General features: G+C 37.9%; 17 protein-coding genes, 1 tRNA gene, 5 pseudogenes and 1 riboswitch. Of the genes and pseudogenes, 19 read left to right on the top strand and 4 right to left on the bottom strand.

Features of this window, described 5'->3' with window-relative positions:
- The first annotated feature begins 5 nt into the window (after nt 1-5).
- The 15 genes and pseudogenes from AT689_RS08865 to AT689_RS13840 all read left to right on the top strand — a co-directional run.
- Nucleotides 6-698 (top strand): 5'-methylthioadenosine/adenosylhomocysteine nucleosidase, encoded by a 693-nt coding sequence (locus tag AT689_RS08865; protein ID WP_000689786.1) that lies wholly within the window; start codon nt 6-8, stop codon nt 696-698.
- A gap of 76 nt (nt 699-774) precedes the next feature.
- Nucleotides 775-1,266 (top strand): chromosome segregation protein RocS, encoded by a 492-nt coding sequence (rocS, locus tag AT689_RS08860; RefSeq protein ID WP_000021242.1) that lies wholly within the window; start codon nt 775-777, stop codon nt 1,264-1,266.
- 73 nt (nt 1,267-1,339) lie between these two features.
- Complete coding sequence (locus AT689_RS08855) at nt 1,340-1,930, top strand: 3'-5' exonuclease (protein ID WP_000440256.1); 591 nt, start codon at nt 1,340-1,342, stop codon at nt 1,928-1,930.
- An 8-nt stretch (nt 1,931-1,938) separates the two neighbouring features.
- Complete coding sequence (locus AT689_RS08850; protein WP_000801732.1) at nt 1,939-3,702, top strand: glycerophosphoryl diester phosphodiesterase membrane domain-containing protein; 1,764 nt, start codon at nt 1,939-1,941, stop codon at nt 3,700-3,702.
- 213 nt (nt 3,703-3,915) lie between these two features.
- Nucleotides 3,916-4,557: pseudogene (locus tag AT689_RS11995) on the top strand (IS630 transposase-related protein); the annotation flags it as partial.
- 166 nt (nt 4,558-4,723) lie between these two features.
- Entirely contained in the window at nt 4,724-4,924 is a 201-nt protein-coding gene (locus AT689_RS08835; RefSeq protein ID WP_000226586.1) for a hypothetical protein, read from the top strand.
- Between the two features lie 41 nt (nt 4,925-4,965).
- Nucleotides 4,966-5,370 (top strand): EGFR-like transmembrane domain-containing protein, encoded by a 405-nt coding sequence (locus AT689_RS08830; protein ID WP_000377663.1) that lies wholly within the window; start codon nt 4,966-4,968, stop codon nt 5,368-5,370.
- A 230-nt stretch (nt 5,371-5,600) separates the two neighbouring features.
- Nucleotides 5,601-6,308: a thiol-disulfide oxidoreductase-associated membrane protein CcdA2 gene (ccdA2, locus tag AT689_RS08825; RefSeq protein WP_000447990.1), complete on the top strand. Its 708-nt coding sequence runs from the start codon at nt 5,601-5,603 to the stop codon at nt 6,306-6,308.
- A gap of 10 nt (nt 6,309-6,318) precedes the next feature.
- Complete coding sequence (sdbB, locus tag AT689_RS08820; RefSeq protein WP_000757374.1) at nt 6,319-6,876, top strand: thiol-disulfide oxidoreductase-associated lipoprotein SdbB; 558 nt, start codon at nt 6,319-6,321, stop codon at nt 6,874-6,876.
- A 374-nt stretch (nt 6,877-7,250) separates the two neighbouring features.
- The gene (locus AT689_RS08815; protein ID WP_001020318.1) at nt 7,251-8,642 is read left to right on the top strand and encodes an APC family permease; all 1,392 of its coding nucleotides are present in this window, start codon (nt 7,251-7,253) and stop codon (nt 8,640-8,642) included.
- 142 nt (nt 8,643-8,784) lie between these two features.
- Nucleotides 8,785-9,702 carry a zinc-binding lipoprotein AdcAII gene (adcAII, locus tag AT689_RS08810; RefSeq protein WP_000744533.1) on the top strand — a complete coding sequence of 306 codons (918 nt, stop codon included), beginning with the start codon at nt 8,785-8,787 and terminating at the stop codon, nt 9,700-9,702.
- A gap of 7 nt (nt 9,703-9,709) precedes the next feature.
- Nucleotides 9,710-12,241 (top strand): pneumococcal histidine triad protein PhtD, encoded by a 2,532-nt coding sequence (phtD, locus tag AT689_RS08805; protein ID WP_060544781.1) that lies wholly within the window; start codon nt 9,710-9,712, stop codon nt 12,239-12,241.
- A gap of 210 nt (nt 12,242-12,451) precedes the next feature.
- Nucleotides 12,452-15,571: a pneumococcal histidine triad protein PhtE gene (gene phtE, locus AT689_RS08800; RefSeq protein WP_000672595.1), complete on the top strand. Its 3,120-nt coding sequence runs from the start codon at nt 12,452-12,454 to the stop codon at nt 15,569-15,571.
- A gap of 225 nt (nt 15,572-15,796) precedes the next feature.
- Nucleotides 15,797-16,357, top strand: a pseudogene (locus AT689_RS13845) (pneumococcal-type histidine triad protein); the annotation flags it as partial.
- 100 nt (nt 16,358-16,457) lie between these two features.
- Nucleotides 16,458-17,005 (top strand): annotated as a pseudogene (locus tag AT689_RS13840) (pneumococcal-type histidine triad protein); the annotation flags it as partial.
- A gap of 73 nt (nt 17,006-17,078) precedes the next feature.
- Here AT689_RS13840 and AT689_RS08790 read toward each other — a convergent pair.
- Nucleotides 17,079-17,243: pseudogene (locus tag AT689_RS08790) on the bottom strand (IS110 family transposase); the annotation flags it as partial.
- Between AT689_RS08790 and AT689_RS08785 the strand changes: the two are divergent.
- Nucleotides 17,241-17,894, top strand: a pseudogene (locus AT689_RS08785) (pneumococcal-type histidine triad protein); the annotation flags it as partial. The pseudogenes AT689_RS08790 and AT689_RS08785 sit on opposite strands and share 3 nt — an antisense overlap.
- Before the next feature lie 35 nt (nt 17,895-17,929).
- Here the strand turns inward: AT689_RS08785 and pepT are convergent.
- Nucleotides 17,930-19,153, bottom strand: a complete 1,224-nt coding sequence (gene pepT, locus AT689_RS08780) for a peptidase T (RefSeq protein ID WP_000222039.1) — start codon at nt 19,151-19,153, stop codon at nt 17,930-17,932.
- Nucleotides 19,154-19,307: 154 nt separating this feature from the next.
- Here pepT and hemH point away from each other — a divergent pair, with 154 nt between their 5' ends.
- Nucleotides 19,308-20,402, top strand: coding sequence for a ferrochelatase (hemH, locus tag AT689_RS08775; RefSeq protein ID WP_000709247.1), 1,095 nt, complete (start codon nt 19,308-19,310; stop codon nt 20,400-20,402).
- A gap of 41 nt (nt 20,403-20,443) precedes the next feature.
- Here the strand turns inward: hemH and mscL are convergent, their stop codons facing one another.
- Together mscL and AT689_RS08765 are read right to left on the bottom strand one after the other, a co-directional pair.
- Complete coding sequence (gene mscL, locus AT689_RS08770; protein ID WP_000916795.1) at nt 20,444-20,821, bottom strand: large conductance mechanosensitive channel protein MscL; 378 nt, start codon at nt 20,819-20,821, stop codon at nt 20,444-20,446.
- Between the two features lie 81 nt (nt 20,822-20,902).
- Entirely contained in the window at nt 20,903-21,334 is a 432-nt protein-coding gene (locus tag AT689_RS08765) for a GtrA family protein (protein ID WP_000742997.1), read from the bottom strand.
- A gap of 28 nt (nt 21,335-21,362) precedes the next feature.
- Nucleotides 21,363-21,459: riboswitch (PreQ1 riboswitch) on the top strand.
- Between AT689_RS08765 and AT689_RS08760 the strand changes: the two genes are divergently transcribed.
- Nucleotides 21,457-21,966 carry a QueT transporter family protein gene (locus AT689_RS08760; protein WP_000737071.1) on the top strand — a complete coding sequence of 170 codons (510 nt, stop codon included), beginning with the start codon at nt 21,457-21,459 and terminating at the stop codon, nt 21,964-21,966. (Overlaps the previous riboswitch by 3 nt.)
- 99 nt (nt 21,967-22,065) lie before the next feature.
- Nucleotides 22,066-22,138: transfer RNA gene (locus tag AT689_RS08755), tRNA-Thr, on the top strand.
- The last annotated feature ends 320 nt before the right edge of the window (nt 22,139-22,458 follow it).

The following is a 22,458-nucleotide window of genomic DNA, read 5'->3' as shown; positions in this document are numbered from 1 at the left end:
TTGAAATGAAAATAGGAATTATTGCTGCTATGCCAGAAGAACTGGCTTATCTGGTCCAGCATTTAGACAATGCCCAGGAGCAAGTTGTTTTGGGGAATACCTATCATACAGGAACCATTGTTTCTCATGAAGTCGTTCTTGTAGAAAGTGGAATTGGTAAGGTCATGTCTGCTATGAGTGTGGCGATTTTGGCTGTTCATTTCCAGGTGGATGCCCTTATTAATACGGGTTCAGCTGGGGCAGTAGCAGAAGGTATCGCTGTTGGGGATGTCGTGATTGCTGACAAATTAGCCTATCATGACGTGGATGTCACAGCTTTTGGCTATGCTTATGGACAAATGGCGCAACAACCGCTTTATTTCGAATCAGACAAAACCTTTGTTGCTCAAATCCAAGAGAGTTTATCTCAATTGGACCAAAACTGGCATCTTGGTTTGATTGCTACAGGAGATAGTTTTGTTGCAGGAAATGACAAGATAGAAGCGATTAAGTCCCATTTCCCAGAAGTTTTAGCCGTGGAGATGGAGGGGGCAGCTATTGCTCAAGCAGCGCATGCCCTCAATCTCCCAGTCTTAGTCATCAGAGCTATGAGTGACAATGCCAACCATGAAGCAAACATCTTTTTTGATGAGTTTATTATCGAAGCTGGACGTCGCTCTGCCCAAGTCTTGTTGACCTTTTTGAAGGCTTTAGATTAAGCGGAAATTTGACAGTTTTTCTAGCTTATGATAAGATTTAAGTAAAGAAAAGCTAGAAAACGTTTCAGAGGATATTATGAGTATTGAAATGACCGTCAGTGAGATTGCAGAGGTCTTAGGATTATCTCGCCAAGCAATCAATAACCGTGTCAAAGAATTACCAGAAGAAGACACAGATAAAAATGACAAAGGGGTAACAGTTGTTACCAGAAGTGGCTTGATTAAGCTAGAAGAAATCTATAAAAAAACGATTTTTGAAGATGAGCCTGTCAGTGAAGATGTCAAACAACGTGAACTGATGGAGATTCTAGTGGATGAGAAGAATGCAGAAATTCTTCGTCTTTATGAACAATTAAAAGCCAAGGATCGTCAGTTATCAGAAAAAGACGAGCAGATGCGTATCAAAGACCGTCAGATTGCTGAGAAAGACAAACAATTAGATCAGCAACAACAATTGACCCTTCAAGCCATGAAGGATCAAGAAAATCTTAAGCTAGAGCTGGACCAAGCAAAAGAAGAAGTCCAATCCACTAAGAAAGGCTTTTTTGCTCGTTTATTTGGAGGATAATCAAGGAGCTGTTTAGGTTAAATGCTAACCTGATGGCTTCTTTTGTTTGTGAATAGTAGAGGAGAGGTACAGAATGGAACGATTAGAAGATTACATTGCTTTTGACTTAGAATTTAATCAGCACGAAGGACAAACACACTTGATTCAAGTATCGGCAGTGCGTTTTAGAGATGGTCGGGAAATCGATGCCTATGATTCCTATGTTCATACCAGCGTCCCTCTAAAAAGCTTTATCAATGGTTTGACCGGGATTACAGCTGAGACCTTAAAAGATGCTCCTCCAGTTGAGAAAGTCTTAGAAGAATTCCAAGAGTTTGTGGGTTCTTTGCTGATGATAGGCTACAATGCTGCTAAAAGTGATTTACCTATTTTAGCAGAGCATGGTTTAGACTATAGCCAACAGTACAAGGTGGATTTGTATGATGAAGCTTTTGAACGTCGGAGTTCAGATTTACATGGTATTGCCAATCTCAAATTGCAAACTGTTGCCTCATTTCTTGGATTTCAAGGTCAGTCTCATAATAGTTTAGAGGATGCTCGGATGACGGCGCGTGTTTACGAATCCTTCTTAGAGTCGGATCAAGCTAGGGAATTGTTAGAGACAGAAAGTAGCTTATCAAACAATCCTTTTGGTGTCTTGGACTTGTCTCAATTATTTGACTAGGAGTGCCTATGAAACCTGAAAAACCTAAAAAATTGGGTCTTAAACAGATTTACCTCAATCTTGATAAAATCCTCTTTCTATTTTTCTTGATTTTTATGATAGTGGAGTATTTGTGGGTACCATTCAATTCATGGTTGGCTAGCTTCTTATTAGATCAGACAGGTTATCTTTTTATTTCCTATAACAATGTCTTAGCCATCCTTACTCATTCTCCATTGATTAGTCTAGCTTTTTTAGCCTTGATTGTAATTAACCTTCTGGTTGCTTATTTTCAAATAGGACTCCTCTTTATTGGTGCTCGTCATCTCCTCTATAATGAAAAGCGAAGGCTAATTGAGTATATCCGCAAGGTTTTCCATGAAAGTTTTGGATTTATGAAAAAGCTAACTGGCGCTAAAGCCTTGTTTATCTTTTTCTATATAGCTATGCTGTTTCCTTTTATACGGAAAATGCTGAAGATTTATTATCTTAATAAAATCGTCATTCCAGAGTTTATCCAAGCTTATTTAGAAGATAGATATTGGATGTGGTGGCTGAGCATCCTACTTCTATCTCTTATCTTTCTCTATGTCTCTGTCAGATTGATGTTTGCCCTTCCGAAGATTGTATATGATCAGCTGACTGTTCGAGAAGCAGTGATGTTTAGCTTGGAGAAAACCAAGAAGAGAGTTACTTTTTATGCTTGGAATTTATTTTACATCTTGCTCAAAGCACATTTATTATTTTATCTTCCTTTGATTCCTTTATTATTGGCTCAAACTTTGGTAGATGATATCACTCAGAGAGAGTCTCTGATTCTTGGTATTTTGAATTTTGTCGTGATTAAAAATCTCTATTATATGGCTCTGACTTATTTTTTGGTTAAATTTGTTTCATTTTTGACAGGAAAGGAGCTGGATATGCTTCCTAGGAGAGAAAAAGATCACATCGTGCGATGGGGTGTCATGACTTGTGCCAGTCTTTTCTTTGCCTTAGAAGGTTATATTTATCTGGAGGCTCCCATGGTTCATCTACCTCAACTTATTTCTCACCGAGGGGTTTCCAATGCAAATGGGATTCAAAATACAGTAGAGTCCTTGGAAACTACAGCACAACTCAAACCAGACTTGGTGGAGACGGACGTGCAGGAAACAAAAGATGGGCAGTTTGTCATGATGCATGATGCTAACTTGAAAAATCTAGCAGGTATCAATAAAAGTCCTCAAGACTTAAACTTGGAGGAGCTTAAAGGGATTGATATTTTTGAAAATGGCTACCAGACTAAAATTTCAAGCTTTGAAGATTATCTCAGTCGAGCCAACGAACTTGGTCAAAAATTACTAATTGAAATTAAAACCAGTAAAAAAGATAGTCCAGACATGATGAACCGCTTTTTAGCCCGTTATGCTGCAAAGCTCAAGATTTATGGACATCAAATCCAGTCTTTAGACTACCATGTTGTCGAAAAAGTAAGACAGTATGATGCCGAACTGCCAGTTTATTTCATCATGCCCTACAATTCTGTCTTTCCTAAAACAAGAGCGACAGGATATACTATGGAGTACTCAACCTTGGATGAATATTTTGTAAGCAAACTATGGACAACGGATCAGAAACTTTATGTCTGGACTGTCAATGATTCAGAAGCTATCAGCAAATCTCTTCACTTAGGAGTAGATGGAGTGATTACAGATGATTTGGAAAAAGTTCAGCGGGAAATAGAAGTAGCCCAAGAAGATCCAGAATATACGGATTTGCTCTTGAAAAAAGCATTGGAATTCTTTGAATTTTAGTAATAAAAAAGAGGAACGGTTGTTCCTCCCATGATAGGTAAGTATTCTTGTGAATGCTTGCTTTTTTGTGGTTGCAATCCGTTTACGAGAATTGTTTGTATTGTTCTTGTTTCAATTTACTTTATAGTGCTTTGAAGTTGGAATGCTACACTATAACTTATAAAATATAGTAAAATGAACCAAAAATAGTACACAATGTGGTATAATCTTTTTATGGCATATTCAATAGATTTTCGTAAAAAAGTTCTCTCTTATTGTGAGCGAACAGGTAGTATAACAGAAGCGTCACACGTTTTCCAAATCTCACGTAATACCATTTATGGCTGGTTAAAGCTAAAAGAGAAAACAGGAGAGCTAAACCACCAAGTAAAAGGAACAAAACCAAGAAAAGTTGATAGAGATAGACTTAAAAACTATCTTACTGACAATCCAGACGCTTATTTGACTGAAATAGCTTCTGACTTTGGCTGTCATCCAACTACCATCCACTATGCGCTCAAAGCTATGGGCTACACTCGAAAAAAGAACCACACCTACTATGAACAAGACCCAGAAAAAGTAGCCTTATTTCTTAAGAATTTTAATAGTTTAAAGCACCTAGCACCTGTTTAGATTGACGAAACAGGATTCGATACTTATTTTTATCGAGAATATGGTCGCTCATTAAAAGGTCAGTTAAGAAGAGGCAAAGTATCTGGAAGAAGATATCAGAGGATTTCTTTGGTTGCAGGTCTAACAAATGGTGAGTTAATCGCTCCAATGACTTACGAAGAGACGATGACGAGCGACTTTTTTGAAGCTTGGTTTCAGAAGTTTCTCTTACCAACATTAACCACACCATCGGTTATTATAGTAAAATGAAATAAGAACAGGACAAATCGATCAGGACAGTAAAATCGAATTCTAACAATGTTTTAGAAGTCCATATGTACTATTCTAGTTTCAATATATCATAACTGTTCCTAGTCAACCTGCAAGCCCTATCCCAGCTCCAAGCTCAGCTCCGACTCAAGATCCTAGAGTGGTAGCAAGCGCTTCGGCTAGCTCAACGAGCACACAAGCTCAAGAGCAAGTTGACAAGTCTGAACTTCGTGCCTTGAGTCAAGAGCTAGACCAACGCTTGAAAGCTTTGGCAACAGTATCTGATCAGAAAATCGATGCAACCAAGGCTGTCCTCCTAGATGCTCAAAAAGCTCCGGAAGATAGTGCCTTGACAGAGTAAGGTCTGCATACTGCAGTAGAGTCTGTGAAGGCTGGGCTGCCTTGGACTCTCTCAAAGATGTGAAAGCAAATGCTAGCGACAGCAAGCCTGCACAGGACAAGAAGGATGCAAAACAAGGAACGGAAGATAGTAAGGATTCAGATAAGATGACTGAAACAAACTCAGTTCCGGCAGGAGTGATTGTGGTCAGTCTACTTGCCCTCCTAGGCGTGATTGCCTTCTGGCTGATTCGCCGTAAGAAAGAGTCAGAAATCCAGCAATTAAGCACGGAATTGATCAAGGTTCTAGGACAGCTAGATGCAGAAAAAGCGGATAAAAAAGTCCTTGCCAAAGCCCAAAACCTTCTCCAAGAAACCCTTGATTTCGTGAAAGAAGAAAATGGCTCAGCAGAGACAGAAACTAAACTAGTAGAGGAGCTTAAAGCAATCCTTGACAAACTCAAGTAAAACATGATTTATGAAATGTCAGACCTAAAAGACATTTTCGTTCACAAAAGCAGCGATGAGTAATCCTTGTCGTTGCTTTTTGGCTATTTTGGGGGATAAGATCCGCCTTGACTAGCAAAAGAAAAGATTGGTCCAATAGTGCCCGATACGATTTTGCGTAGCAGAAAGCTTACAAATAAAATTGAATATAGTAAAATAGGATTAGAATTATTAAGAAAGTTGGTTCTTTATTGGAAACGATAGTATTTTTAATCTCTGTTTTTCTAGCAGGTGTTTTATCCTTTTTTTCTCCTTGTATTTTTCCTCTTCTGCCAGTCTATGCTGGGATTTTATTGGATGATCAAGAAAGTGCAAAAAGCTTTTCTTTGTTTGGGAGAAAGGTTCTCTGGTCAGGCTTGATTCGAACACTTTGCTTTATCGCTGGTATCTCTCTCATTTTCTTTATTCTAGGCTTTGGTGCTGGTTACTTTGGTCATATTCTCTATGCAAATTGGTTTCGATATGGCATGGGAGCTATTATTATCATTTTGGGTCTTCACCAGATGGAAATTTTTCATTTGAAGAAATTAGAAGTTCAAAAAAGTTTTACCTTTAAAAAATCAGATTCTAATCGTTATTGGTCAGCTTTTTTACTTGGTATTACCTTTAGCTTTGGTTGGACACCTTGTATTGGTCCAGTTTTAAGTTCTGTTTTAGCACTTGCGGCTTCTGGAGGCAATGGCGCTTGGCAAGGAGCGATTTATACTCTCATTTACACTCTGGGCATGGCCCTTCCTTTCTTGGTATTGGCACTAGCTTCAGGTCTAGTCATGCCATATTTTAGTAAAATCAAGCGTCATATGATGCTACTAAAGAAAATTGGTGGTTTCCTCATTGTTTTAATGGGAATTTTGTTACTATTAGGACAAGTAAATGTTCTAGCTGGAATTTTTGAATAAAGGAGGACAAATGAAAAAAGTAATGTTTGCTGGCTTAAGTCTCTTGTCATTAGTTGTATTGATGGCCTGTGGTGAGGAAGAAACTAAAAAGACTCAAGCAGCACAACAGCCAAAACAACAAACGACTGTACAACAAATTGCTGTTGGAAAAGATGCTCCAAACTTCACATTGCAATCCATGGATGGCAAAGAAGTTAAGTTATCTGATTTTAAGGGTAAAAAGGTTTACTTGAAGTTTTGGGCTTCATGGTGCGGTCCATGCAAGAAAAGTATGCCAGAGTTGATGGAACTAGCGGCGAAACCAGATCGTGATTTCGAAATTCTTACTGTCATTGCACCAGGAATTCAAGGTGAAAAAACTGTTGAGCAATTCCCACAATGGTTCCAGGAACAAGGATATAAGGATATCCCAGTTCTTTATGATACCAAAGCAACCACCTTCCAAGCTTATCAAATTCGAAGCATTCCTACAGAATATTTAATTGATAGCCAAGGAAAGATTGGAAAGATTCAATTTGGTGCTATCAGTAATGCGGATGCAGAAACAGCATTTAAAGAAATGAACTAGAATCGATAAAATCTGATTACAAGATGTAGTCAGATTTTGGTAACTTCTAAAACTAACTTCCAGTTTCCCACAACCTAGCTTTTAGTATGAGAAAAACGCGTGACATCAGTGGAAATCCGTCTTAGACTAACTTCCACTGGTTTTCTTTTTCTTGATATATAAGGGTTCAAAAGCGAAAAGACTCAGAAAAAAGTGCACGACAAATAGCCCTAAAACAGAGTCGTTTTAGAGTAACTTCCAGTTTTGGGAGAGAGATGGAAGTTACTTTGAGAAGTTACGGTAGTCAGATTTTTTTAGAAAAACATTTTATAAATATTCACATATCTCCTATATTTATGGTAAAATAGAATCATCAGTTTATTTTGGAGTCAAAGATGAATATATTTAGAACAAAGAATGTTAGTTTAGATAAAACAGAGATGCATAGGCATTTGAAGTTATGGGATTTGATTTTGCTGGGTATTGGAGCCATGGTAGGGACAGGTGTCTTTACAATCACAGGTACTGCAGCTGCTACACTTGCTGGTCCAGCACTAGTGATTTCAATCGTTATTTCTGCCTTGTGTGTGGGATTATCAGCCCTCTTTTTTGCAGAATTTGCCTCGCGAGTACCCGCTACAGGAGGTGCCTATAGTTACCTCTATGCTATCTTAGGAGAATTCCCTGCCTGGTTGGCTGGTTGGTTAACCATGATGGAGTTCATGACAGCCATATCAGGCGTAGCTTCGGGTTGGGCAGCTTATTTTAAAGGCTTGCTCTCTCAATACGGGATAGCCCTTCCTCAGGCTTTAAATGGTACCTTTAATCCTCAAGCAGGGACATTTGTTGATTTATTGCCTATTCTTGTCTTGGTCTTGGTGACTTCGCTTGTTTTACTAAATGCCAAGGCAGCCTTACGCTTTAATTCGATTCTAGTTATTTTGAAATTTTCCGCTTTAGCTCTCTTTGTTTTAGTAGGAATTTGGAATATTAAGTTTGATAATTGGAGCAATTTTGCTCCTTACGGTTTTGGACAAATCTATGGAGCTAGTACTGGTATTATAGCTGGTGCGTCCTTGATGTTCTTCGGTTTTTTGGGATTTGAATCCATCTCTATGGCTGTAGATGAAGTCAAGACTCCTCAAAAAAATATTCCTAGAGGGATTGTCTTATCGCTTTCTATCGTAACCATTCTCTATGCCTTGGTGACCCTTGTTTTGACTGGTGTGGTTCACTATAGTCATTTAAATGTCGATGATGCCGTTGCCTTTGCCCTTCGTAGTGTTGGGATTAGTTGGGCAGCCAACTATGTGTCATTAGTGGCTATCTTGACCTTGATTACAGTTTGTATTTCGATGACCTATGCCCTATCGCGTATGATTTACAGTTTAGCACGTGACGGCTTAGTGCCTGCTGCCTTTAAGGAACTGACGAAGACTAGCAAGATACCAAAGAATGCTACTATCTTGACAGGTCTAGCTTCAGCAGTAGCAGCAGGAATGTTCCCGCTAGCCAGTATTGCAGCCTTTTTAAATATTTGTACCTTAGCCTACTTGATCCTGCTGGCTTATGGTCTGATTCGCTTACGGAAAGAAAAAGGAATGCCCAAAGCTGGGGAATTTAAAACACCATTGGTACCTCTGTTACCAATTTTATCGATCATCATTTGTTTATCCTTCATGTTACAGTATAATATGAATACCTGGATTGCTTTCCTAGTTGCGTTGTTAGTAGGAAGTATTATTTACTTCACTTATGGCTATAAGCATTCTACCATAGAAGAATAAAGTGAAAGTCTATTGAGTTGTTGACACTCAGTAGATTTTTATATGTGAAAGAAATTTCAAATTTTTTCTAAAAATATCTTGACAGATTAAATTTTCAGGAGTAGAATATTTACTAGTTAATTAAATGGTTAAGGAGTTGTTCATGAAGAAACAAAATTTATTTTTAGTCCTGTTAAGTGTCTTTCTTTTGTGCTTGGGGGCTTGTGGTCAAAAGGAAAGTCAGACAGGAAAGGGGATGAAAATTGTGACCAGTTTTTATCCTATCTACGCTATGGTTAAGGAAGTATCTGGTGACTTGAATGATGTTCGGATGATTCAGTCAAGTAGTGGTATTCACTCCTTTGAACCTTCGGCAAATGATATCGCAGCCATCTATGATTCAGATGTCTTTGTTTACCATTCTCATACACTCGAATCTTGGGCAGGAAGTCTGGATCCAAATCTAAAAAAATCCAAAGTGAAGGTCTTAGAGGCTTCTGAGGGAATGACCTTGGAACGTGTCCCTGGACTAGAGGATGTGGAAGCAGGGGATGGAGTTGATGAAAAAACGCTCTATGACCCTCACACATGGCTAGATCCTGAAAAAGCTGGAGAAGAAGCCCAAATTATCGCTGATAAACTTTCAGAGGTGGATAGTGAGCATAAAGAGACTTATCAGAAAAATGCGCAAGCCTTTATCAAAAAAGCTCAGGAATTGACTAAGAAATTCCAACCAAAATTTGAAAAAGCGACTCAGAAAACATTTGTAACACAACATACAGCCTTTTCTTATCTAGCGAAGAGATTTGGGCTTAATCAACTTGGTATTGCAGGCATCTCTCCTGAACAAGAACCAAGTCCACGACAATTAACAGAAATTCAGGAATTTGTTAAAACCTATAAGGTTAAAACGATTTTTACAGAAAGTAATGCTTCTTCAAAAGTAGCTGAAACTCTTGTCAAATCAACAGGTGTGGGTCTTAAAACTCTGAATCCTTTAGAGGCAGACCCACAAAATGACAAGACCTATTTAGAAAATCTGGAAGAAAATATGAGTGTTCTAGCAGAAGAATTAAAGTGAGGAAAGAATGAAAATCAATAAAAAATATGTAGCAGGTTCAGTGGCAGTTCTTGCCCTAAGTGTTTGTTCCTATGAACTTGGGCGTTACCAAGCTGGTCAGGATAAGAAAGAGTCTAATCGAGTTGCTTATATAGATGGTGATCAGGCTGGTCAAAAGGCAGAAAATTTGACACCAGATGAAGTCAGTAAGAGGGAGGGGATCAACGCCGAACAAATCGTCATCAAGATTACGGATCAAGGTTATGTGACCTCTCATGGAGACCATTATCATTACTATAATGGCAAGGTCCCTTATGATGCCATCATCAGTGAAGAGCTCCTCATGAAAGATCCGAATTATCAGTTGAAGGATTCAGACATTGTCAATGAAATCAAGGGTGGTTATGTCATTAAGGTAAACGGTAAATACTATGTTTACCTTAAGGATGCAGCTCATGCGGATAATATTCGGACAAAAGAAGAGATTAAACGTCAGAAGCAGGAACACAGTCATAATCACGGGGGTGGTTCTAACGATCAAGCAGTAGTTGCAGCCAGAGCCCAAGGACGCTACACCACAGATGATGGGTATATCTTCAATGCATCTGATATCATTGAGGACACGGGTGATGCTTATATTGTCCCTCACGGCAATCACTTCCACTATATTCCTAAGAGTGATTTGTCTGCCAGTGAATTAGCTGCTGCCCAAGCCTATTGGAATGGGAAGCAGGGATCTCGTCCTTCTTCAAGTTCTAGTCATAATGCAAATCCAGCTCAACCAAGATTGTCAGAGAACCACAATCTGACTGTCACTCCAACTTATCATCAAAATCAAGGGGAAAACATTTCAAGCCTTTTACGTGAATTGTATGCTAAACCCTTATCAGAACGCCATGTGGAATCTGATGGCCTTATTTTCGACCCAGCGCAAATCACAAGTCGAACCGCCAGAGGTGTAGCTGTCCCTCATGGTAACCATTACCACTTTATCCCTTATGAACAAATGTCTGAATTGGAAAAACGAATTGCTCGTATTATTCCCCTTCGTTATCGTTCAAACCATTGGGTACCAGATTCAAGACCAGAACAACCAAGTCCACAACCGACTCCAGAACCTAGTCCAAGTCCGCAACCAGCTCCAAGCAATCCAATTGATGAGAAATTGGTCAAAGAAGCTGTTCGAAAAGTAGGCGATGGTTATGTCTTTGAGGAGAATGGAGTTTCTCGTTATATCCCAGCCAAGGATCTTTCAGCAGAAACAGCAGCAGGCATTGATAGCAAACTGGCCAAGCAGGAAAGTTTATCTCATAAGCTAGGATCTAAGAAAACTGACCTCCCATCTAGTGATAGAGAATTTTACAATAAGGCTTATGACTTACTAGCAAGAATTCACCAAGATTTACTTGATAATAAAGGTCGACAAGTTGATTTTGAGGCTTTGGATAACCTGTTGGAACGACTCAAGGATGTCTCAAGTGATAAAGTCAAGTTAGTGGATGATATTCTTGCCTTCTTAGCTCCGATTCGTCATCCAGAACGTTTAGGAAAACCAAATGCGCAAATTACCTACACTGATGATGAGATTCAAGTAGCCAAGTTGGCAGGCAAGTACACAACAGAAGACGGTTATATCTTTGATCCTCGTGATATAACCAGTGATGAGGGGGATGCCTATGTAACTCCACATATGACCCATAGCCACTGGATTAAAAAAGATAGTTTGTCTGAAGCTGAGAGAGCGGCAGCCCAGGCTTATGCTAAAGAGAAAGGTTTGACCCCTCCTTCGACAGATCATCAGGATTCAGGAAATACTGAGGCAAAAGGAGCAGAAGCTATCTACAACCGCGTGAAAGCAGCTAAGAAGGTGCCACTTGATCGTATGCCTTACAATCTTCAATATACTGTAGAAGTCAAAAACGGTAGTTTAATCATACCTCATTATGACCATTACCATAACATCAAATTTGAGTGGTTTGACGAAGGCCTTTATGAGGCACCTAAGGGGTATACTCTTGAGGATCTTTTGGCGACTGTCAAGTACTATGTCGAACATCCAAACGAACGTCCGCATTCAGATAATGGTTTTGGTAACGCTAGCGACCATGTTCAAAGAAACAAAAATGGTCAAGCTGATACCAATCAAACGGAGAAACCTCAGACAGAAAAACCTGAGGAAGATAAGGAACATGATGAAGTAAGTGAGCCAACTCACCCTGAATCTGATGAAAAAGAGAATCACGCTGGTTTAAATCCTTCAGCAGATAATCTTTATAAACCAAGCACTGATACGGAAGAGACAGAGGAAGAAGCTGAAGATACTACAGATGAGGCTGAAATTCCTCAAGTAGAGCATTCTGTTATTAACGCTAAGATAGCAGAGGCGGAGGCCTTGCTAGAAAAAGTAACAGATTCTAGTATTAGACAAAATGCTATGGAGACATTGACTGGTCTAAAAAGTAGTCTTCTTCTCGGAACGAAAGATAATAATACTATTTCAGCAGAAGTAGATAGTCTCTTGGCTTTGTTAAAAGAAAGTCAACCGGCTCCTATACAGTAGTAAAATGAATGGAGCATATTTTATGGAGAAGTAACCTTTCGTGTTACTTCTCTTTTTTAGAAAAACGTAACAGAAACTTGACAAAAGTAATTTTAAATAGTAGACTATTTACTGGTTAATTAAATGGTTAAATAATCGGTTTAGAAAACTATTTAATAAAGTAAAAGAAGTTGAGAAAAAAACTTCATCATTTATTGAAATGAGGGATTTATGAAATTTAGTAAAAAATATATAGCAGCTGGATCAGCTGTTATCGTATCCTTGAGTCTATGTGCCTATGCACTAAACCAGCATCGTTCGCAGGAAAATAAGGACAATAATCGTGTCTCTTATGTGGATGGCAGCCAGTCAAGTCAGAAAAGTGAAAACTTGACACCAGACCAGGTTAGCCAGAAAGAAGGAATTCAGGCTGAGCAAATTGTAATCAAAATTACAGATCAGGGCTATGTAACGTCACACGGTGACCACTATCATTACTATAATGGGAAAGTTCCTTATGATGCCCTCTTTAGTGAAGAACTCTTGATGAAGGATCCAAACTATCAACTTAAAGACGCTGATATTGTCAATGAAGTCAAGGGTGGTTATATCATCAAGGTCGATGGAAAATATTATGTCTACCTGAAAGATGCAGCTCATGCTGATAATGTTCGAACTAAAGATGAAATCAATCGTCAAAAACAAGAACATGTCAAAGATAATGAGAAGGTTAACTCTAATGTTGCTGTAGCAAGGTCTCAGGGACGATATACGACAAATGATGGTTATGTCTTTAATCCAGCTGATATTATCGAAGATACGGGTAATGCTTATATCGTTCCTCATGGAGGTCACTATCACTACATTCCCAAAAGCGATTTATCTGCTAGTGAATTAGCAGCAGCTAAAGCACATCTGGCTGGAAAAAATATGCAACCGAGTCAGTTAAGCTATTCTTCAACAGCTAGTGACAATAACACGCAATCTGTAGCAAAAGGATCAACTAGCAAGCCAGCAAATAAATCTGAAAATCTCCAGAGTCTTTTGAAGGAACTCTATGATTCACCTAGCGCCCAACGTTACAGTGAATCAGATGGCCTGGTCTTTGACCCTGCTAAGATTATCAGTCGTACACCAAATGGAGTTGCGATTCCGCATGGCGACCATTACCACTTTATTCCTTACAGCAAGCTTTCTGCCTTAGAAGAAAAGATTGCCAGAATGGTGCCTATCAGTGGAACTGGTTCTACAGTTTCTACAAATGCAAAACCTAATGAAGTAGTGTCTAGTCTAGGCAGTCTTTCAAGCAATCCTTCTTCTTTAACGACAAGTAAGAAACTCTCTTCAGCATCTGATGGTTATATTTTTAATCCAAAAGATATCGTTGAAGAAACGGCTACAGCTTATATTGTAAGACATGGTGATCATTTCCATTACATTCCAAAATCAAATCAAATTGGGCAACCGACTCTTCCAAACAATAGTCTAGCAACACCTTCTCCATCTCTTCCAATCAATCCAGGAACTTCACATGAGAAACATGAAGAAGATGGATACGGATTTGATGCTAATCGTATTATCGCTGAAGATGAATCAGGTTTTGTCATGAGTCACGGAGACCACAATCATTATTTCTTCAAGAAGGACTTGACAGAAGAGCAAATTAAGGCTGCGCAAAAACATTTAGAGGAAGTTAAAACTAGTCATAATGGATTAGATTCTTTGTCATCTCATGAACAGGATTATCCAGGTAATGCCAAAGAAATGAAAGATTTAGATAAAAAAATCGAAGAAAAAATTGCTGGCATTATGAAACAATATGGTGTCAAACGTGAAAGTATTGTCGTGAATAAAGAAAAAAATGCGATTATTTATCCGCATGGAGATCACCATCATGCAGATCCGATTGATGAACATAAACCGGTTGGAATTGGTCATTCTCACAGTAACTATGAACTGTTTAAACCCGAAGAAGGAGTTGCTAAAAAAGAAGGGAATAAAGTTTATACTGGAGAAGAATTAACGAATGTTGTTAATTTGTTAAAAAATAGTACGTTTAATAATCAAAACTTTACTCTAGCCAATGGTCAAAAACGCGTTTCTTTTAGTTTTCCGCCTGAATTGGAAAAAAAATTAGGTATCAATATGCTAGTAAAATTAATAACACCAGATGGAAAAGTATTGGAGAAAGTATCTGGTAAAGTATTTGGAGAAGGAGTAGGGAATATTGCAAACTTTGAATTAGATCAACCTTATTTACCAGGACAAACATTTAAGTATACTATCGCTTCAAAAGATTATCCAGAAGTAAGTTATGATGGTACATTTACAGTTCCAACCTCTTTAGCTTACAAAATGGCCAGTCAAACGATTTTCTATCCTTTCCATGCAGGGGATACTTATTTAAGAGTGAACCCTCAATTTGCAGTGCCTAAAGGAACTGATGCTTTAGTCAGAGTGTTTGATGAATTTCATGGAAATGCTTATTTAGAAAATAACTATAAAGTTGGTGAAATTAAATTACCGATTCCGAAATTAAACCAAGGAACAACCAGAACGGCCGGAAATAAAATTCCTGTAACCTTCATGGCAAATGCTTATTTGGACAATCAATCGACTTATATTGTGGAAGTACCTATCTTGGAAAAAGAAAATCAAACTGATAAACCAAGTATTCTACCACAATTTAAAAGGAATAAAGCACAAGAAAACTCAAAACTTGATGAAAAGGTAGAAGAACCAAAGACTAGTGAGAAGGTAGAAAAAGAAAAGCTTCCTGAAACTGGGAACAGTACTAGTGATTCAACGTTAGAAGAAGTTCCTACAGTGGATCCTGTACAAGAAAAAGTAGCAAAATTTGCTGAAAGTTATGGGATGAAGCTAGAAAATGTCTTGTTTAATATGGACGGAACAATTGAATTATATTTACCATCGGGAGAAGTCATTAAAAAGAATATGGCAGATTTTACAGGAGAAGCACCTCAAGGAAATGGTGAAAATAAACCATCTGAAACTGGAAAAGTATCTACTGGAACAGTTGAGAACCAACCAACAGAAAATAAACCAGCAGATTCTTTACCAGAGGCACCAAACGAAAAACCTGTAAAACCAGAAAACTCAACGGATAATGGAATGTTGAATCCAGAAGGGAATGTGGGGAGTGACCCTATGTTAGATCCAGCATTAGAGGAAGCTCCAGCAGTAGATCCTGTACAAGAAAAATTAGAAAAATTTACAGCTAGTTACGGATTAGGCTTAGATAGTGTTATATTCAATATGGATGGAACGATTGAATTAAGATTGCCAAGTGGAGAAGTGATAAAAAAGAATTTATCTGATCTCATAGCGTAAGGAATAGCAGTAGAAAAAGTCTGAATCAAAAATGAAGTTCTCTCAAAAGTTAGAAATAAAACTCTGACTTTGGGAGAATTTCATTTTATTATTAATATATAAAATTTCTTGACATACAACTTAAAAAGAGGTGGAATATTTACTAGTTAATTAATTGGTTAATTAATTTATTTAATCATTTAATAATGAAGACATCATATAAATAATTATAGAAATGAGGTAATTATGAAATTTAAAAAGAAATATATAGCAGCTGGATCTGTTGTTATCCTTTCCTTAAGTCTGTGTGTTTATGCTCTGAACCAACATAGCTAACAGGCCAATACAGATAAAAATCGTGTTTCATATGTAAACAGTAATAAAGACACTAAGAAGACTGAAAATTTGACTCCAGACTAGGTTAGTCAAAAAGAAGGAATTCAAGCAAAACAAATTGTTATTAAGATTACAGATCAAGGTTATGTAACTTCTCATGGCGATCATTATCACTACTATAATGGTAAAGTTCCTTTTGATGCGCTCTTTAGTGAAGAGCTATTAATGAAAGCCCCCAACTATCAGCCGAAAGATCAAGATATCGTCAGTTAGGTTAAGGGAGGATATATTATTAAGGTAGATGGAAAGTATTATGTTTACCTTAAAGATCAAGCTCATGCAGAAAATGTACGAACAAAAGATGAAATCAATCGCCAAAAACAAGAACATGGTAAAGACGATAAAGGAGCTAGTGCAGAAGTATCTGTAGCAAAATTACAGGGACGTTATACTACCGATGATGGTTATATATAGTGAGTTGAATTTAGAATAGCACATCATAGTTTCTAAATCATTGTTAGAAATTACTTTAAAATCCCCTTATCAATTTGCTCATATTCTATTTCAATCTACTATAGTACCACATGGTGGTCACTATCATTTCATTCCTGAGAGTGACTTGTCGGCAGGTGAATTAGCAGCCACATATGTCTTTAACCCTAATGATATTGTCAGAGATACAGGTGATGCTTATATAGTAAGACATGGGGATCACTATCACTATATTCCTAAGTCATCTCTTAACAATCCCCCATCACACTCTAACACGGAAGAGGTAGGAAGTTCTTCTAGTTCTGTATTAAGTAATCCGTCACTACATGTCCATCATGAGGAAGAAGATGGTCATGGTTTTGATGCCAATCGAATTATAAGTGAAGATTCAGAAGGTTTTGTGATTCCTCATGGCGACCACAATCACTACATCAAGGTTCAAACTAAGGGATATGAAGCGGCTTTGAAAAACAAGATTCCATCCCTGCAATCCAACTATCAACCTGGAACTTTTGATGAGAAGGCAGTCTTGGCAAAAGTAGATCAACTTCTAGCTGATAGCAGAAGCATCTACAAAGACAGATTGAGTTAGCTTTAGGTCAGTTTACTGAAAGTTTGAAAAAAATAAAAGTTAGTTGATTGATTACTTCTCTAAATTTTGGGCACACTAAAAAGAGGTCTTGACACCTAAACTTTAAAATTAAAGCATATTGAATCCGTGCTGCTGTGCGAAGCGAATAGCGTCTTGGACGAACATTGTCTTATCTGGATTTCTTATTTCTGTAAGGCCTTGTAATCTTGGATTATAACTCTCCTGTTTTAGGAGTACATGGTAGATGGCAACCAATAATCTGCGACAGATAGCAAGGAAGAAGTAGAAAGTCTTTTGAGCAAGGTAAATCAACTCTTGGAACAAATCCATGAAGAAGGAATCAGACAATCCTTGGCAGAAGAAGTAGAAAATCTAAAAGCTGCCACAAACAAGGCTGATGCAGACTTGGATGAAGTAAACAGTCAGGTAAAAGATGTCTTGACTCGTATCGCTAGCGCCCTTCAACAAGAAAAGGAAAATGCTGAGCAAGATTCTCAGACACTTGTACTCTATCAAAAACTCTACGATATTCTCATGTCGCTTCACTCTTATTTAGAAAGTAATAATGGATCTGATGCGGACTTTGATAAGGTGGATGCATTATTAGATCAACTTTCTGCTAAGAGTAAAGACAAAACAGCTTTACTTGAATCGACAAAAGCTATTCTAGTTTTGAATCATCAAATCCAGTCAAAAGCTAGCGCAAGTGAAGAAACAAGTCCAGCAAGAAATGCTGAAGCAAATAGTGATAACACCAGTGCTGAGAACCAACCAAACGCAACTGCAGAATCTAACATTGAAATTGCTAGCGACGAAAACAAACCAAGCAATACAAGAGATTCTAAACCTGCTGAATCAACTTCAGAAAATGAAACAACAGAATCTTCTACAACTACTGGAAATCAAGAAAAACCAGTAGAATAAAAAGAAAGGCGAAGTAGCTGAGCTACCTCGTCTTTTTAGCCTTTATAAGCTACGATGCCAATGATGGTATCAACTGCACGTTCCATAGTCTGAAGGCTAACGTATTCAAAACGTCCGTGCATATTTTCGCCACCTGCAAAGATATTCGGAGTTGGGATTCCCATAAAGGAAATCTTAGAGCCGTCTGTTCCACCCCGGATTGGTTCGATAATAGGCGTGATACCTAGATCTTCCATAACGGCTTTAGCAATGGTAATTGGAGTCATATCTTTTTCAATGACTTCTTTCATATTGTAGTACTGGTCTGTCAAGTTGAGAGTGACACGGTAGCTCCCAAGTTCTGCATTCATCTTATCAGCGATAGATTGCATGGATGCTTTACGCGCTTCAAAGGCATCTTTTTCAAAATCACGAATGATGTAGCTTGCACGCACCTCCTCAACACTACCTGTCACATCCATTAGATGGTAAAAACCTTGGTAACCTTCAGTTAACTCAGGTCGGTCATTTTCTGGAAGTTGATTATGAAAATCAATTGCTAGCTGAAGGGCATTGACCATCTGCCCTTTGGCAGTACCAGGGTGGACATTACGGCCTTGGAAATGCAATTCAGCACCAGCGGCTGAGAAAGTCTCGTACTGAAGTTCACCTAGTGGACCACCATCAACAGTGTAGGCAAAATCCACATCAAAATCTTCTGCATCAAATTTATTGGCACCAACACCGATTTCTTCATCTGGACCAAAACCAACACGAATCTCACAGTGCTTAATTTCAGGATGAGCAGTTAGATATTCAATGGCTGTCATAATTTCAGCAATTCCTGACTTGTCATCAGCACCTAGCAAGCTTGTTCCATCTGTTGTGATGAGCGTTTGTCCTGGATATTTTTCAAGACTCTTGAAGTCAGCTGGATCGAGTTTGAAACCAGAATTCCCTAGTTCAATCACACCACCATCGTAGTTTTCAATTACCTGTGGATTGACTCCTTCAGCATTAAAATCAGCAGTATCCATGTGCGATATAAAACCAATCTTACGTGTTAAAGACGGATCGTTGGCTGGCAAGGTTCCAATAGCAAAACCATTCGGTAGATAGTAAACATTTTGCAGTCCAACACGTTTCATTTCAGGAATTAGGACATTTGTTGCGAAGTCAACCTGACTCTGTGTACTTGGAGTAGTAGTAGAGTGTTCATCAGAGCGCGTGTTGACCTTAACGTAGGTTAAGAAGCGGTCCAAGAGATTTGGATAAGTCATAAAAAAACTCCTTTTGAATTTATTTTTTCCATTGTATCATAGAAAGAAGAGAAAAACAAAAGACAGAAGATTGAGAATGTCCCTATATTAGCGTTTACTTATCGATTAATTAATGATAAAATAAACTTGATAAAAACATCACAAGGAAGCAGTCATGAAAAAAGCAATTTTAATGATGACCTTCGGTTCACCAGAAGAGATTACCTTTGAAGGTGTAGCTGATTTTTTCACAAATATTCGTCGTGGGGTGAGACCCCAAGACCACGAGATTCAGACTCTCTATGATAATTATGTACGAATTGGAGGCACGCCTCTGCAAAAAATTACCCGTCAAGAGGTTGCCTTGGTAGAAGCTAGGCTGGGGAATGAATACAGTGTCTACTTTGCTAATAAGTTTTCCAGTCCCTTTATTCCAGATGTGATCGGTCAAATGGAAGCAGACGGAATTGAACAGTGTATTTGCTTGATTTTGGAGCCCCATTATTCTTTCTACTCTGTCATGGGCTATGAAAAATTTTTAGAAAGCAAACAAATTCAATTTTTGGTCATTAAGGACTGGTATCAGGAAGAAGCGCTCTTAAACTATTGGGCAGATGAAATTGCTAAGATTTTAAAAGAAGAAGTAAAGCAAGACAGCTTTAAAGTCATCTTTTCAGCCCATAGTGTGCCCATTTTTGCCTTGGACTTTGGTGATCCTTATATAGACCAAATTTTCGAAAATAGCAAGCTAGTCGCTGAAAAACTGGGCTTGAGTTCAGAACAATATACCAACACTTGGCAGAGTGAGAGTGATATTGGTATTCCATGGATTAAACCAGATGTTTTGGAGTATCTCAGAGAACAGACAGAACATCCAGACCATTATATTTTTGTACCTATTAGTTTCATCAGTGAGCATATTGAGGTCTTGTTTGACAATGATGTAGAATGTTATGACTTATGCCAGGAATTTGGGGTAAACTACCATCGTCCACCAATGCCAAATACAGATTCTCGTTTGATTGATGCTTTGGTCAATACAGTTAGAGTCAATGAAAATCAAGAGTTTAAGGAATTTCTCCCAGAAGAAGAGACCTTTGATGAGTTAGTTCCTTCAGACGAGACGAAAAACATTTTAGCTGAATCTGAAGATTTACAAATGCCAGAATTTGTGAAAAAACTGATTGAGAAAAAAGGGCGGGAGAATGTTAAGATGCCTTATCTTATCAAAAAAATGCTTGAAAAAGCAGGCAAGTTACCCAAAGAGTAAAGAAAAAAGGATTTAGCTTTGCGCTAGATCCTTTTAATCGATTATTTTTTCTCAAGGAGAGCTTTTATTTCTTGAAGGACTTCCAATTCGGTTGGTTTTTTTTCGGCAGTTTTTTCTTTCTTTATGCCAGTCAGTTTCTGTGCTTTTTCAATGCCCTTGATAATAAAGAAGAGGGCGGTACCCACAAAGATAAAATTGATAATAGCACTTAAAAAGTTACCATAGCCGACTCCATGCCAAGAAAGTTGAGCGATACGTTCGACTTTAGCAGCTTTCAAAGCGGGATTTAAAATAAGAGGAGTGATAATGTCGTTTACAAGTGAAGTAACGATAGCACCAAAAGCAGAGGCAATGACAACACCGACAGCAAGGTCAATAACATTTCCTCGAAGCAAGAACGATTTTAGATTTTTTAACATACTGTTTTCCTTTCAATGTTTCGTGTTTCATTGTATCCTAAATCATTATAGAAGGCAATTAAAAGGCTCATAAATGGAGCATTATTTTCTAAAAATATAGACCTTGCTCAAGATATAATTGATGATAATAATGAATATTTGTGCAATTATTGTTTCAATAGCATTTATCTTATCAATGTTTTCAGTTACGAATTGCCCTATGATGTGAGGAAATTGGGTTACAAAGAGAAAAGTTAAAAACAAGTCTAACAGAAAAGTAGAAAGGCGAGCAAGAGAAAATTTCACTAAACGGATAAGTCTATTTTTCTTTTTTTGCTTAAATACAATCGTATCATTTGTGATAAAGGCAAATAAGATACCGATAATATTTGCCAAGGCCGTAGCAAGGAGTTCCTGATGACTTAGTTGATAAATGACTAGTCGTGAGAGAATCGAAACTAGAGTTGTCGCAAGGCCAAAAAAGAGATAGGCTAAGATTTCATTGTTAAAAAATTTTTGAATAGGTTTTTTCATGCTTTAAGTATAGCATAAAGCAGGCTATTGTGCTATACTAGTAAGGTTGAATGAATCAACCCTTGGTGCTTAGCTTCTTTCACCAAGCATATTACACGCGGATAACCGCCAAAGGAGAAAAGATGAAAAAATTAACTATTCGTGATGTTGCAGATATTGCAATCGTCGCTGCTATCTACGTCGTTTTGACTGTCACACCGCCCCTAAATGCCATCAGCTATGGTGCTTATCAGTTTCGTATTTCAGAAATGATGAACTTTATGGCTTTTTACAATCCTAAGTACATCATCGGAGTTACCATCGGTTGTATGATTGCTAATTTCTTTAGCTTCGGACTGCTAGATGTCTTTGTTGGTGGTGGTTCAACCTTAGTATTCCTCAGTTTAGGTGTTTGGCTTTTTGCAAAATATAGCAAAGATTACCTCTTTAACGGATTGATTCGAAAAGATCATTTCTTCTTTTCAATCCTCTTTTCAATTTCCATGTTTACTATCGCTGCAGAGTTAAATATTGTAGCAGAATTACCATTCTTCCTTACTTGGTTTACAACAGGAATCGGTGAATTTGCTTCATTGATTATTGGAGCGATTATTATTGGTAAAATTGGTCGTCGAATTGATTTAAGTAAATAGAAGAAGATAAGCTAGGTAGTTCTTACCTGGCTTTTTCCTATGGAAAATTTCTAAGGAAACTTGACAAGTTTTTCTGAATATAGTATACTTCTTAAGTAAGCTGATTTAGCTCAGTTGGCAGAGCGCATCCATGGTAAGGATGAGGTCGCCGGTTCAATCCCGGCAATTAGCATGATATGTATAGGGAAACTCTTGAATACGAGAGTTTTTTGTTATACTCGATCGAAAAAATTTCTTATTGACAAAATCAAGTATCTCTAGTAATATAGAATATGCGATGAGTCGATAGGTAGTCTTCGGACTACTATTGAGCATAAGGAGGTCATAACGCAGGAGCGGACCTTGATGAGTTGTGTGAACCTGCTCATCACATGAAGATGCCTCTTAGTCCCTAGTCTAGCGACTGGGATTTTTATTTTCCAAAAAATGATGAAAAAGCTTTGCAATTCATGGAAAAAGTAGTATAATACTTCTATTATAGAAATTTTTAGA

Origin of the sequence: Streptococcus pneumoniae (genome assembly GCF_001457635.1) — a bacterium.
Lineage (GTDB): Bacteria > Bacillota > Bacilli > Lactobacillales > Streptococcaceae > Streptococcus > Streptococcus pneumoniae.
This window is presented reverse-complemented; position numbering and strand designations above follow the sequence as displayed.

Excerpts from the sequence above, each read along its gene's own strand:
- AT689_RS08850 (WP_000801732.1), top strand. The coding sequence starts at position 1,939 with ATGAAACCTGAAAAACCTAAAAAATTGGGTCTTAAACAGATTTACCTC.
- AT689_RS08855 (WP_000440256.1), top strand. The coding sequence starts at position 1,340 with ATGGAACGATTAGAAGATTACATTGCTTTTGACTTAGAATTTAATCAG.
- AT689_RS08865 (WP_000689786.1), top strand. The coding sequence starts at position 6 with ATGAAAATAGGAATTATTGCTGCTATGCCAGAAGAACTGGCTTATCTG.
- phtD (WP_060544781.1), top strand. The coding sequence starts at position 9,710 with ATGAAAATCAATAAAAAATATGTAGCAGGTTCAGTGGCAGTTCTTGCC.
- rocS (WP_000021242.1), top strand. The coding sequence starts at position 775 with ATGAGTATTGAAATGACCGTCAGTGAGATTGCAGAGGTCTTAGGATTA.
- AT689_RS08760 (WP_000737071.1), top strand. The coding sequence starts at position 21,457 with ATGAAAAAATTAACTATTCGTGATGTTGCAGATATTGCAATCGTCGCT.
- phtE (WP_000672595.1), top strand. The coding sequence starts at position 12,452 with ATGAAATTTAGTAAAAAATATATAGCAGCTGGATCAGCTGTTATCGTA.
- AT689_RS08815 (WP_001020318.1), top strand. The coding sequence starts at position 7,251 with ATGAATATATTTAGAACAAAGAATGTTAGTTTAGATAAAACAGAGATG.
- mscL (WP_000916795.1), bottom strand. The coding sequence starts at position 20,821 with ATGTTAAAAAATCTAAAATCGTTCTTGCTTCGAGGAAATGTTATTGAC.
- sdbB (WP_000757374.1), top strand. The coding sequence starts at position 6,319 with ATGAAAAAAGTAATGTTTGCTGGCTTAAGTCTCTTGTCATTAGTTGTA.
- adcAII (WP_000744533.1), top strand. The coding sequence starts at position 8,785 with ATGAAGAAACAAAATTTATTTTTAGTCCTGTTAAGTGTCTTTCTTTTG.
- AT689_RS08765 (WP_000742997.1), bottom strand. The coding sequence starts at position 21,334 with ATGAAAAAACCTATTCAAAAATTTTTTAACAATGAAATCTTAGCCTAT.
- pepT (WP_000222039.1), bottom strand. The coding sequence starts at position 19,153 with ATGACTTATCCAAATCTCTTGGACCGCTTCTTAACCTACGTTAAGGTC.
- hemH (WP_000709247.1), top strand. The coding sequence starts at position 19,308 with ATGAAAAAAGCAATTTTAATGATGACCTTCGGTTCACCAGAAGAGATT.